Here is an 11,655-nt window from a genome sequence, read left to right as displayed (position 1 = left end):
GATCTTGGCGTCAGTTCTGCGGGGTGGGGTTGAAGGGCGGGCCGCCCGGCTGAAGCCGGATGCCGGGGCGAAGATGTCTCCAGGGCAGGCCTGCCGGGCTGACCGGCATCGGTCCCGGCGCCAGGCAGGTCAGGATCGTTTGGGCAATATCGCTGAAATCGGCGCGGAAATGAACCGAGCTTTTCACCACCAGGATCGCCTGTTCCTCGGGCCGGATGCCCAAAAAGCCGAACATCTGGCGATCCGCCATCTGCGCCTTTTCCGAGGTGACCGCGATCCGCACCCCGCCGATGCGCAGGCAGGCCGAGGGGCCCAGCCGCAGATGCGCGCCGCCGTAATAGCCGCCGGTCGCATGGCAGGCGCCGTCTGACAGCGTCTCGACGGTGAAGCGGGCGCGGAAGGGCGCGTCGCCCGGAATGCCGGACCTGCCGCCAAGCGCAATCTCGATTTCCGCGCCCGCGCCCGCCGCATGGGCGGCAGCGGCGGCCTGCGGGTCGGCGATCAGCCCGATGGCGGCGCGTTGCGCGTCGCAGGCCACCAGCGCGCGCAACATGCCGGTGGTGTCGGAATTGCCGCCCGCGCCGGGATTGTCCTGCGTATCGGCCAGGATCACCGGTCCGCCGGCGGTCCCGGCCAGCCGCATCGCCTCGCGCACGCCCTCCTCGGGCAGGAAGCTGCGGCCGGCGAATTCGGGCTCGGCCGCGGTGACGGCGGCGGCGATCCGGTCGGCGGCGGCATCGGCGGCCTGCTGCCTGCGCCCATAAGCCACGACCGAGGGCCCGCAATCGGCGAAATCGGCGGCAGGGAAGCCCATGAACAGCGATGCCGTCTGCAAATCCGGCGCGGGCTCGGCCGCCAGCGCGTAAAGCCGCGCGCCCGGCTGGCCGAGGGTGGACTGCCAGGCGATCGGGATCAGGAAATCCAGCTGCCGGAACGCCTTGAAACAGGGCTCTCCGGCCATCAGCCGGTCCAGCTGGGCAGCGGCGCGCTGGCCCGTCTCGGCCATGTCCACATGCGGATAGGTCAGGAAACCCACCAGCGCATCGGCCTGTTCCACCATCAAGGGCGTGATGTTGCCGTGCAGGTCCAGCGCCGCGACGATGGGCACACCGGGGCCGACCACCTGCCGGACGCGGGCGATCAGCGGGCCCTCGCCATCCGGCGCGCCTTCCGCCACCATTGCGCCATGCAGGTCCAGGAACACCCCGTCCAGCGGACCCGCCGCGCGCAGCCTGTCGATGATCTCGTCCGTGATCGCACCGTAGCATTCCGCCGTCACCGGGGCCGAGGGCACCGCCCCCGCCCAGAGCAGCGGCTCCATCCGCCAGCCCGCTGCGCGGCCATGCGCGATGGCCCCGGCGATGGGCAGGTTCACGTCGCGGGCGCGCGCCATGATCTGGTCGCCGCGCGACAGGGGCAGATAGCCGCCGCCATGGGCGAAGGCCGCCAGGTCCGCCGGGCTGGGCGCGAAAGAGTTGCTTTCATGCACGAAGCCGGCCAGCGCGACGCGCAGCCCCCTTCCTGCGATTTCCAGCGACTCACCTGCCATTTTGTATTGCGTGCCGATACAGTTGCATTGATAATCGAGTTTAGGCGTGCAATTTTCGACCTGTCAACAGGGTGCATCACATGTCCTCAGCAAACCCCCGGCCGGAACTGCCGCCCGATCACGATCCGCTTTTCGTGCAGGCAATCGGCCGGGGAATGCAGGTCATGCAGGCATTCTCGGGCTCGGACCGGCCGCTGTCGCTGGCCGAGATCGCGGCGCGGGCCGGAATCACCCGCAGCGCCGCGCAGCGCGTGGTCCATACGCTGCGCCGGATGGGCTATCTGCGCAGCACCGCGGAGGGCCGCGGCTTTTTGCCCGACCTGAAGATCCTGGACCTGACCTATGACTATCTGCGGCTGAACCCGCTGCTGCGCCGCGCCAGCCCGGCCCTGCTGGAGCTGCGCCGCAATGTCCGCGAACGGGTGGACCTGTCGCTGTTCGACGGCCAGCGCATGGTCTATGCCGCCCGGATGCAGTCCAAGCGAGAGATGTATTTCGCCACGCTGGTCGGCAACACGGTGCCCACCTTCTGCACCTCGGGCGGCTGGGCGGTGATGGCGATGCTGCCCGACGACCAGGTGGACCACCTGCTGGCCCAGGCCGACCTGCGCCCGCTGACGCCGCGCACCCTGACCGATCCCGACGCGATCCGCCAGCAGGTCCGGCTGGCGCGCGAGACCGGCCACGCCCTGGCGCTGGAGCAGATCCTGATGGGCGAGATCGCGCTTGGCGTGGCGATCCCCGACGCCGAGGGACGCCCCGTCGCGGCGATCCACGTCGCCGGGTCGCTGGCCGAGTGGGAGCCCGAGGAATTCCGCCGCCGCGTCGCGCCGCTGGCCTCGGAAACCGCCCGCGCGATCATCAGCGCCTGAGGCTCATTCCTGGATCAGGCAGCAGCCGTTCAGCATCTGCGGCTGTTCGCCGTCGCGGATCAGCGTCGCGCTCAGCCCATAGGTCCGGTCCGACATCCCGTCCGAACAGATCTGCGGCGTGGCCACCAGCGTCAGCGTCTCGCCCAGCACGGCGCGGGTCGGATAGCGGAAGATGCCGGTGTCCAGGATGGCGCGCAGCTGCTGGCGCTCGGCCCCCTCGGGCGTGTCATAGACGACCTCGCCGCCCTCGGCCTTGACGCTCCAGAAGGGCTCGGTCCCGATGCAGCGGAAATGCTCGGGCAGCTCGCCCGGCTCCCAGACGTCGACGCGATAGGTCAGGTAGCGCATGGAAACCCAGCCCGACCCCTCGCCGCTGTTCACCCGGCCCCAGCCGCGCGTCTCCTCGACCACCTCGACGCCCTTCGCGTCGGGAGGCAGCGTGCCGATCACGGGCGCGCCGGCATCGGGCTGCTGGCGGATGTTCAGCACGTCGTCCATGGCCACATCGGCGACGTCGAACAGCGTCGGCAAATGGTATTCCTGCGTGGCATGGGCGGGACCGGCCAGCAGCGCGGCAAGGATCGGCAGGGCAAGGGGGCGCATGTCTTCTCCGTCATTCACATCGGGCCAGACTAGCGCGGCGGGCGGGCGGATGCATCACACGTCGGCGTGGGCCTTTCCCATCCCGCATCCGCCGGGCTAGAAGCGTGGCATGACCCAGACCGCCCCCCTGTCAGTCAGCCTGAGCGCCGACGAAGACCTGACCGCCGCGCTGGCGCGGATGCTGGCCGCGATCCTGCGGCCCGGCCAGACGGTGCTGCTGGACGGCCCGGTCGGCGCGGGCAAGACCCATTTCGCCCGCGCCCTGATCCGCGCCCGCCAGGGCGAGGCGGCCGAGGACGTGCCCAGCCCGACCTTCACCTTGGTCCAGACCTATGACGACCCGATGGGGACCGAGATCTGGCATGCCGACCTCTATCGCCTGACCGACCCGTCCGAGCTGGACGAGCTGGGCCTGGACGAGGCGCAGGAGGGCGCCATCTGCCTGATCGAATGGCCCGACCGGCTGGAGGCGCTGCCCGAGGGCGCCCTGACCGTCGCGCTGTCGCCCCTGCCCGATCCGGGCCTGCGGCGGATCACCCTGTCGGGCCGGGCGCAGGAATGGCCCGACCTGCCCCGCCTGCTGCGGCGCGCGGAATTCGTCGCGGGGGCAGGCTGGGGCGCGGCGCGGGTGCTGCCGCTGGCCGGCGATGCCTCGGCCCGGCGCTATTTCCGCCTGCAGGGCGCGCAGGGCAGCGCGGTGCTGATGGACGACCAGGGGGGCGATGGGGGCGGCGGCACCGCGCCCTTCCTTGCGATGACCGACTGGCTGCGCGGCCACGGCTTCGGCGCGCCGGAGATCCTGGCGCAGGACGCGCAGGCCGGGTTGCTGCTGGTCCAGGACCTGGGCGACGATCTGGTCGCCCGCGTGCTGGAGCGCCAGCCCGCGCAGGCCCCGGCGATCTATGCCCGGATCACCGATTTCCTTGTCCAGCTGCACCGCCAGCCGGTACCGGATTTCGTGGCGCCGCTGGACGGGTCGGCCATGGCCCAGCAGGTCGGGCTGTTCGCCGAATGGTATCCGCAGGCGGCCGGCGCAGGGGCCGCCGCAGCCGGTGACGCCGCCGCCATCGCGCCGCTGGTCGCCCGGCTTCATGCGGATCTGGCCGCGGACCAGCCCCCGGTCCTGTCGCTGCGCGATTTCCATGCCGAGAACCTGATCTGGCGCGGCGAGGACCCCCTGGGCGTGATCGACTATCAGGACGCGGTTTCCTGCCATCCGGCCTATGACCTGGTCTCGGCCCTGCAGGATGCCCGCCGCGACGTCGCCCCGCAGATCGAGGCCGATTGCATCGCCCGCTACCTGGCCGCGACCGGGCTGGAGGCCGACCGCTTCCGCGCCGCCTATGCGCTGATGGGCGCGCAGCGGAACCTGCGCATCATCGGCATCTTCACCCGGCTGTGCCTCCGCGACGGCAAGCCGCGCTATCTGGACTTCATGCCCCGCGTCTGGGGCTGCCTTGCGCGCGACCTGGCCCATCCCGCGCTTGCGCCGCTGGCCGCGATCGTCCAGGCCCTGCCCGCCCCCGGCCCGGCCGTCATCGAAAGGATCCGCCGCCAATGCCGCCCCTGATGATCTTCGCCGCCGGGCTGGGCACGCGCATGGCGCCGCTGACCGACAGATGCCCGAAACCGCTGATCCCGGTGGCGGGCCGGACCCTGCTGGACCGGGCGCTGGACATGGGCCGGCAGGCGGGCGCCAGCCGCATCGTGGTCAACACGCATTACCTGGGCGCCCAGATCGCCGATCACCTGGCGGGCAGCCAGGTGGCCATCAGCGACGAGCCCGACCTGCTGGATACCGGCGGCGGGCTGCGCAAGGCGCTGCCGCTGCTGGGGCCGGAATCGCCTTCGGGGCCGGTGATGACGCTGAACCCGGACGTGGTCTGGACCGGGCCGAACCCGCTGGCGGCGCTGCAGGCGGCCTGGCGCGACGACATGGACGCGCTGCTGGCGCTGGTCCCGCTGGACCGGGCGCGGGCGCGGGTCGGCGCGGGCGATTTCAGCCTGGACGCGCGGGGCCGGATCAGCCGCAAGGGCGATTTCGTCTATGCCGGCGCGCAGATCATCCGCCCCCAGCTGCTGGCGAACATCCCCGACCGGGCGTTCTCGCTGAACCGGCTGTGGGACCTGATGATCGCGCGGGGCAGCGCCTTCGGCATGGTCCATTCCGGCGGCTGGTGCGATGTCGGCCGCCCCGAGGCCATCGCCGAGGCCGAAACGCTGCTGACCGAAGCCCATGCCTGAGAACTCCATTCCCGACTGGCAGCCCGGCCTTTACGCCTTGCCCCCCGGCGTGGATTTCGCCGGCGAATTCGTCGCGGGCTTTCTGGAACGGATGCGCGGCCGGCCGCCCGAGGCCGTCGCCCGCGTCACCATCTATGCCAATGCCAGCCGCACCCTGACCGCGATGCAGGCGGCCTTCGATGCGCAGGCGAAGACCGGAATGCTGCTGCCGCGGATGCGCATCGTCACCGACCTGGGCACGCAGGGCGCGCGCGGCCCGCTGGCCGCGCCGCTGGCGCGCCGGCTGCAGCTGGCCCGACTGATCGCGCGCCTGCTGGAGACCCGGCCCGACCTGGCCGCCGGGCATTCGGTCCCGGCCCTGGCCCATTCGCTGGCCGACCTGATGACCGAGATGCAGACCGAGGGGCTGGACGCGCAGGCCCTTGAGCGCATCGATACCGGCGATCATGCCCGCCACTGGCAGAACGCGCTGGACTTCCTGCGCATCGCCGCCGACTTTCACCTGTCCGGCCCGCTTCTGGACCGCGCCGCCCGCCAGCGCGCCGATGCCGAAACCCTGGTCGCGGACTGGTCGCAGGGGCGGAACCTGCCCGCAGATCCGGTGATCGTCGCGGGCTCGACCGGCTCGCATGGCGCGACGCGGATGTTCATGCAGGCGGTGGCCGGTCTGCCCAATGGCGCGGTGGTGCTGCCGGGCTTCGACTGGGACCAGCCGCAGGCCATCTGGGACGGGCTGGACGAGGCCGCGCAGGATCACCCGCAATCGCGTTTCGCGCCGCTGATCCGGGCGGCAGGTGCTCCGCGACCCTGGACGGCGGCGCAGGCGCCCTCGCCCGCGCGCAATGCCCTGGTGTCGCTGGCCCTGCGCCCCGCGCCCGTCACCGACCAGTGGATCGCCGAGGGACCCAGCCTGCCCGACCTGCACGCAGCGGCGGCGGGCTTGACCCTGATCGAGGCCGACCAGCCGGGGCAGGAGGCCGAGGCCATCGCCCTGGTCATGCGCAAGGCGGCCGAAAACGACGAGGAGATTACCCTGATCGCCGCCGACAGCGCGCTGATCCGCCGCGTGGTGGCGGCGCTGGACCGCTGGCACATCCGCCCCGACGACAGCGCTGGCCGTCCCCTGCCGCTGACCGCGCCGGGGCTGTTCCTGCGCCAGATCGCCGGGCTGTTCGGCCAGCCGCTGACCATCGACAAGCTGCTGATCCTGCTCAAGCACCCGCTGACCGCGACCGGCGCGGGGGACGAGACGCGCAACAACGCCCGGCTTCAGGCCCGCGAACTGGAGCTGCGCCTGCGCGCCCATGGCCCGGCCTTCCCCGACGGCGCGGCTTTGCGCGATTGGGGCACGCGCGGTGACGCCATGCGCAAGCCCTGGGCGGAATGGGTGGCGGGCCTTCTGGACCGCATCGCCGCATTCGCCTCTGACACCGCCCCCCGCCCCCTGCCCGACCGGCTGGCCGATCTGCGCGCCCTGGCCGAGGCGCTGGCCGCCGGGCCGGGCGGCAGCCCCGAGGACTCGGAACTGTGGCGCGAGAAGCCCGGCCGCATGGCGCTGGCGGTGATCGAGCATCTGGCGGCCCATGCCGCCGAGGGCCCGGCGATGGATCCCGGCGATTTCGCCGCCCTGCTGCTGGACGAGCTGGGCGCGCAGGCCATTCGCGGCGATGCCGACGCCCATCCGCTGCTGCGCATCCGCGGCCCGCGCGAGGCGCGGATCTTCTGCCACGGCCATGTCATCCTGTCGGGGCTGAACGAGGGCGGCTGGCCGCAGGCGCTGACCCCCGACCCCTGGCTGTCGCGGCAGATGCGGCTGGCGGCCGGGCTGACCCTGCCGGAACGGGTGATCGGGCTGGCCGCGCATGACTTCCAGCAGGGCATCGCTGCGCGCCGCGTGGTGCTGACCCGCGCGAAACGCAATGCCGAGGCCGAGACGATCCCCTCGCGCTGGCTGAACCGGCTGACCAACCTGATGGCCGGCCTGCCCGAGCGCAACGGCCCCGATGCGCTGGAGGGGATGCGCAAGCGCGGCCGCGACTGGCTGGCAATGGCCGAGGCCCTGGCCCGGCCCGAGGCCCCCATGGCCCCCGCGCGCCGCCCCTCGCCCATCCCGCCCGCGCCGCCCTTCGCGGAACTGCCGGTCACCGATGTCTCGCTGCTGATCCGCGACCCCTATGCCGTCTATGCCAAGCGCGTCCTGGGCCTGCGCCCGCTCGCGCCGCTGCGCCCCCAGCCCGACGCCGCCCTGCGCGGCATGACGCTGCACGCCATCGTCGAGGCGCTTCTGAAGACCAACCCCGATGCCGCGACCCCGCCCGAGGCGCTGCGCGCCACCTTCCTGCGCATCACCGCCCAGGTGCTGGCGGATCAGGTGCCCTGGCCCTCGGCCCGCGCCTTCTGGCAGGCGCGGATGGAGCGGATCGCCGACCGGATCGTCGCCGACGAGCTGGCCCGCCTGGCCGAGGGCCGCCCGCAGGTGGTCGAGGAACGCGGCAGGCTGGCCCTGCCGGGAATGGATTTCCGGCTGACCGCCAAGCCCGACCGGATCGACCTGCTGCATGACGGGCGGGCGGTGATCTACGACTACAAGTCCGGCGCGCCGCCCACCGACAAGCAGATCGCCAGCCTCGACAAGCAGCTTGTGCTGGAGGCCGCGATGGCCCGGCGCGGCGGGTTCGACAAGATCGGCCCCGCCGACGTGGCCGCGATCCGCTATATCCAGCTTGGCGGCGAGGGGCGCACGCATGAGCGCGACTATTCCCCGCAACTGGAGCAGGAGAACTGGGACGGGTTCCTGCGCCTGATCCGCAGCTATCTGTCGGGCGAGGCGGGCTTTACCGCCTTCCGTGCCCCGGAACTGATCCGCTATGAAGGCGATTACGCGCATCTGTCGCGCTTCGGCGAATGGTCGCTGGCCGACGACACCCAGCCCGAAAAGGTCGGCGACCATGGATGAGGCGACGCGGAACCAGATCGCGGCGGCGGACCCGGCGCGCTCGACCTGGCTGACGGCGAATGCGGGCTCGGGCAAGACGCGGGTGCTGACCGACCGGGTGGCGCGGCTGCTGCTGGCGGGAACCCCGCCCGAGCGCATCCTGTGCCTGACCTATACCAAGGCCGCCGCGACCGAGATGCAGAACCGGCTGCTGAAGCGGCTTGGCGAATGGGCGATGCTGCCAGAAGCGGCGCTGCGCGCGGCGCTGGCGGCCCTGGGCGAGCCGGGCGGCGCCGACCTGGCCGAAGCGCGGCGGCTGTTCGCGCGCGCCATCGAGGCGCCGGGCGGGCTGAAGGTGCAGACCATCCACAGCTTCTGCGCGGCGCTTCTGCGGCGTTTCCCGCTGGAGGCCGGAGTGCCGATGGGATTCGCCGAACTGGACGACCGCAGCGCGCGCGCCTTGCGCGCCGAGATCGTCGAGGAAATGGCCGAAGCCGGCGATCCGGCCATCGCCGACCTGACGCTGCTGCATTCGGGCGACGACCTGGACGGCTTCCTTGCCGCGCTGAAGCCCGCCGATTTCGCCGTCCCGCCCGATGCGGCGGCGATCGGCGCGGCGCTTGGCCTGCCCGCCGGGATGGATCGCGACCGGCTGCTGGCGCAGGTCTTTACCGGCGACGAAGCCGACCTGTTCGACGCGCTGATCCCGCTGCTGGAGGCGGGCAAGAGCACGGACGCGAAACTGGCGCAAACCCTGCGGCAGGGCGACTGGCGCGATCCGGGGCTGGCGGAATTGCGGCTGCTGACGGGGGCGCTGCTGACCGGCGCCACCGCCAAGGAACCCTTCTCGGCCAAGATCGGCAGCCTGCCGACCAAGGATCTGCGTGCGGGCGCGGCCCAGCCCTTCATGGCCGACCTGGAAGACCTGATGCTGCGCGTCCAGGACACCCGTCCCTTGATGCTGGCGCTGGAATCGGTGCAAGCCACGCTGGCCCTGCACCGCTTCGGCCATGCCTTCTGCGCGCGGCTGACGCAGCGCAAGGCCGCGCATGGCTGGCTGGATTTCGACGACCTGATCCTGTTCACCGCCCGCCTGCTGGAGGAATCCAGCATGGCGCAATGGGTGCTGTGGCGTCTGGACGGCGGCATCGACCATATCCTTGTCGACGAGGCGCAGGATACCAGCCCGGAACAATGGCGCGTCATCCGCCGGCTGACCGACGAATTCACCAGCGGCGAAAGCGACCGGACCCGCACGCTGTTCGTGGTCGGCGATCCCAAGCAATCGATCTATTCCTTCCAGGGCGCCGACATTGCGGTCTTCGAGGAGATGCGGGCCCGCTTCGGCCAGGATTTCGACGCCGTGCAGCGCCCGATGCAGCAGCGCGGGCTGGCGCACAGCTTCCGCTCCTCTCCGGCGATCCTGCGGCTGGTCGATGCGGTCTTCCAGGGCGCGGCCGCGCAGGGGCTGGGCGATCCGCCGCGCCACCTGGCCTTTCGCGACGCCCTGCCCGGCCGGATCGACATCTGGCCGGCGCTGCAAGAGCCCGACAAGCCCGAGCGCGGCGACTGGACCCGCCCGGTCGATGCCCCGGCCGAAAACGCCGCCGACAGGCTGCTGGCCGAGGCGGTGGCGGCGCAGATCGCGGCGATGATCGGCACGCCCTTCCTGGACGCGAAATCCGGCCATGTCCGGTCGATCACGGCGGGCGACGTCCTGATCCTGGTGCAGCGGCGCGGCGTGCTGTTCGAGGAGCTGATCCGCGCCTGCAAGGCGACGGGCCTGCCCGTCGCCGGGGCCGACCGGCTGAAGCTGGCCGCCGAACTGGCGGTGCGCGACATCCTGGCCACGCTGTCGGTGCTGGCCACGCCCGAGGACGACCTGTCGCTGGCCGCCGCGCTGCGCTCGCCCCTGTTCGGGCTGTCCGAGGACGATCTGTTCCGCCTGGCCCATGGCCGCAGGAAGCGGGAATTCCTGATCCGGCGGCTTCGCGCCTCGGATCACGGCGGTGCGCGCGCGATCCTCAACGACCTGGCGCGGCAGGCCGATTTCATGCGGCCCTACGACCTGATCTCGCGGCTGCTGACCCGGCATGGCGGGCGGGCGGCGCTGCTGGCGCGGCTGGGCCCCGAGGCCGAGGACGGCATCGACGAGCTTCTGTCGCAGGCCCTGGCCTATGAGACGGTGGAGACGCCCTCATTGACCGGCTTCCTGGTCTGGCTGTCCTCGGACGAGGTTCAGGTCAAGCGCCAGCTGCCCGGCGGCGCCGGCGAGCTGATCCGGGTGATGACCGTGCATGGCTCGAAGGGGCTGGAAAGCCCGGTGGTGATCCTGCCCGAGACCCGCAAGCGCCGCCCCGACAACCGCGCCCGCACCGTGCGGCTGGACGACCGGCCGGTCTGGCGCGGCGCGGCCGCCACCCGCCCCGATCCGGTGGCCGAGGCCGTCGCCGCCCATGACGCGCGGCAGGCAGAGGAACGGCGGCGGCTGCTCTATGTCGCGCTGACGCGGGCGGAAAGCTGGCTGATCGCGGCGGCGGCCGGCGAGACCGGCGACGACCCGCTGGACAGCTGGCATGGCATGATCGCCGAGGGCGCGACGCGGGCCGGGCTTGACGGCGACAGGTTCGAGGTGCCGGGCATCGGCGAGGCGCTGCGGCTGGGCTTCGGCGACTGGCCGGAGACGGCGGTGCAGGCCGAGACCGCCCCGGCTGACGCGACCGCCCTGCCCGACTGGGCGCGCCGGCCCGCGCGCCCTGCCCCGGAGATGCCGCGCAGCGTGGCCGCGACGGCGCTTGGCGGCGCGAAGGCGCTGGGTGCTGCCCTGCCCGAGGGCGTCGATGCCGATCCCGCCGCCGCCATGCTGCGCGGCACGCGGCTGCATCTGCTCTTGGAACATCTGCCCGGCCTGCCCGCCGCCGACTGGCCCGAGGCCGCCCGCGCCGCCCTTGCCGGGGCCGAGGGCGGGCTGCCCGACGCGCCCGAACTGGCCGCCCTGCTGGCCGAGGCGCGCGAGGTGATCGAGGCCCCCGACCTGGCCGCCGTCATGGACCCGCCCGCCGGCGCGCAGGTGCTGCGCGAGGTGGCGCTGACCGCCCCGCTGCCCGGCATCGGCATCCTGCACGGCACGATCGACCGGCTGGTCATCGGCGATGACGGCATCCTTGCGGTGGACTACAAGTCGAACATGCAGGTCCCCGCCCGTCCCGAACAGGTGCCCGAGGGCATCCTGCGCCAGATGGCCGCCTATCGCGCGGCGCTGCGCGGCATCTGGCCCGGCCGCCCGGTCAGGGTCGCGGTGCTGTGGACGGCCAGCCGCAGCCTGATGGAGCTGCCCGACGCGATCCTCGACGCGGCGCTGGCCGCCCTTGACCCAGGCGCCCCGGCTTCATAGCTGTTGGAGACAGTCTTCCCGCCGAACCGCGGCCTTCCGCCTTTCTTCATAGGAGCAT

Annotated in this window: 7 protein-coding genes; 5 read left to right on the top strand and 2 right to left on the bottom strand. The window is 72.2% G+C overall.

The window, feature by feature from the left end; genetic code table 11:
* Positions 1-10: 10 nt before the first annotated feature.
* Positions 11-1,549 (bottom strand): M81 family metallopeptidase, encoded by a 1,539-nt coding sequence (locus C9E82_RS08635; RefSeq protein ID WP_119898492.1) that lies wholly within the window; start codon positions 1,547-1,549, stop codon positions 11-13.
* An 80-nt stretch (positions 1,550-1,629) separates the two neighbouring features.
* On the opposite strand from C9E82_RS08635, the gene C9E82_RS08630 reads away from it, so the two are divergent.
* Complete coding sequence (locus C9E82_RS08630; RefSeq protein ID WP_119898493.1) at positions 1,630-2,421, top strand: IclR family transcriptional regulator; 792 nt, start codon at positions 1,630-1,632, stop codon at positions 2,419-2,421.
* Between the two features lie 3 nt (positions 2,422-2,424).
* Here C9E82_RS08630 and C9E82_RS08625 read toward each other — a convergent pair whose 3' ends face one another.
* Complete coding sequence (locus C9E82_RS08625; protein WP_119898494.1) at positions 2,425-3,024, bottom strand: COG3650 family protein; 600 nt, start codon at positions 3,022-3,024, stop codon at positions 2,425-2,427.
* Positions 3,025-3,133: 109 nt separating this feature from the next.
* Here C9E82_RS08625 and tsaE point away from each other — a divergent pair, with 109 nt between their 5' ends.
* The 4 genes from tsaE to addA are packed head-to-tail and all read left to right on the top strand — an operon-like array spanning position 3,134 to position 11,597.
* Complete coding sequence (tsaE, locus tag C9E82_RS08620; RefSeq protein WP_119898495.1) at positions 3,134-4,594, top strand: tRNA (adenosine(37)-N6)-threonylcarbamoyltransferase complex ATPase subunit type 1 TsaE; 1,461 nt, start codon at positions 3,134-3,136, stop codon at positions 4,592-4,594.
* Positions 4,594-5,268 carry a nucleotidyltransferase family protein gene (locus C9E82_RS08615; protein WP_119898501.1) on the top strand — a complete coding sequence of 225 codons (675 nt, stop codon included), beginning with the start codon at positions 4,594-4,596 and terminating at the stop codon, positions 5,266-5,268. The genes tsaE and C9E82_RS08615 overlap by 1 nt, the downstream gene beginning before the upstream one ends.
* Positions 5,261-8,224: a double-strand break repair protein AddB gene (gene addB, locus C9E82_RS08610; protein ID WP_244936006.1), complete on the top strand. Its 2,964-nt coding sequence runs from the start codon at positions 5,261-5,263 to the stop codon at positions 8,222-8,224. The genes C9E82_RS08615 and addB overlap by 8 nt, the downstream gene beginning before the upstream one ends.
* Positions 8,217-11,597 (top strand): double-strand break repair helicase AddA, encoded by a 3,381-nt coding sequence (addA, locus tag C9E82_RS08605; RefSeq protein WP_119896417.1) that lies wholly within the window; start codon positions 8,217-8,219, stop codon positions 11,595-11,597. Before addB ends, addA begins: the two co-directional genes overlap by 8 nt.
* Positions 11,598-11,655 lie beyond the last annotated feature (58 nt).

Origin of the sequence: Paracoccus sigandri, from assembly GCF_003709565.1 — a bacterium.
In the GTDB taxonomy this organism is placed as follows: Bacteria; Pseudomonadota; Alphaproteobacteria; order Rhodobacterales; family Rhodobacteraceae; genus Paracoccus; species Paracoccus siganidrum.
This window is presented reverse-complemented; position numbering and strand designations above follow the sequence as displayed.

What these genes read in the sequence shown, in the direction of transcription:
- C9E82_RS08635 (WP_119898492.1), bottom strand. Translation starts at nt 1,549, where the DNA reads ATGGCAGGTGAGTCGCTGGAAATCGCAGGAAGGGGGCTGCGCGTCGCG.
- addA (WP_119896417.1), top strand. Translation starts at nt 8,217, where the DNA reads ATGGATGAGGCGACGCGGAACCAGATCGCGGCGGCGGACCCGGCGCGC.
- addB (WP_244936006.1), top strand. Translation starts at nt 5,261, where the DNA reads ATGCCTGAGAACTCCATTCCCGACTGGCAGCCCGGCCTTTACGCCTTG.
- C9E82_RS08630 (WP_119898493.1), top strand. Translation starts at nt 1,630, where the DNA reads ATGTCCTCAGCAAACCCCCGGCCGGAACTGCCGCCCGATCACGATCCG.
- C9E82_RS08615 (WP_119898501.1), top strand. Translation starts at nt 4,594, where the DNA reads ATGATCTTCGCCGCCGGGCTGGGCACGCGCATGGCGCCGCTGACCGAC.
- C9E82_RS08625 (WP_119898494.1), bottom strand. Translation starts at nt 3,024, where the DNA reads ATGCGCCCCCTTGCCCTGCCGATCCTTGCCGCGCTGCTGGCCGGTCCC.
- tsaE (WP_119898495.1), top strand. Translation starts at nt 3,134, where the DNA reads ATGACCCAGACCGCCCCCCTGTCAGTCAGCCTGAGCGCCGACGAAGAC.